Consider the following 654-nt stretch of genomic DNA (forward strand, 5'->3'; position numbering starts at 1 on the left):
CCTCTAATTACGTGCCAGACGGTGCCGACGGGTCTGAAGCCAAGGGCAAAAGCTGCTGTACGTATATGATCTGTGGTCGAACGATCATCGTGTTGCCGATCCATTCTTGTATATAGATGGTTCGTTGATCGTAATGCACTTCTCTGTCGTTTCGAATGGTGTCTAGTATGCCACCGTCTATCATGGGATCGAACTCTATTGTATAGTCCCACGGTATGGTATCTTTCTGTAGGTCCCAATCCGATTGATCCCAATCTTGTATACTTGCAGTTTTTGTAGAGTCATTCAAAGTCAGAATCNTAACATCCTCACGATGGGGTAAACCAAGTTATTGTTGTCATCGGTTTTGCTGGCGTCAGCGTGGTTTGCGCTATAATCTCTAGCGTCACATATCCATCCTGTGTGTCATATGGAAGCCCTGCAATCACCTCAAGCTTAACTCCATAGTCATTCGCCGGAATCAAACCGCCTGAAATTATTTCCATCTGAACATACGTGTCTTGTATGTTTTTCGGCGCAACCGTGAGCAAGGTTTCTGCTACTGCATTGGCTTTGACTAAAGTAGCCTGTGTAAGTAGCAGAGTTTCAGCTATAGCATTTGCATTAGCAGCTGAATTCTGCTGAGTCAGAATAGACTCAGCCACGGCATTTGCG

The 654-nt window shown here is 45.3% G+C and carries 1 protein-coding gene; it reads right to left on the reverse strand.

The features are described 5' to 3' along the window. Positions 1–308: 308 nt before the first annotated feature. On the reverse strand, positions 309–654 hold a 346-nt coding region (locus AC1RPN_RS08050; protein WP_481763689.1), incomplete at its 5' end, for a hypothetical protein.

This window comes from Dellaglioa sp. CoH-57-MRSF-20 (assembly GCF_056781955.1).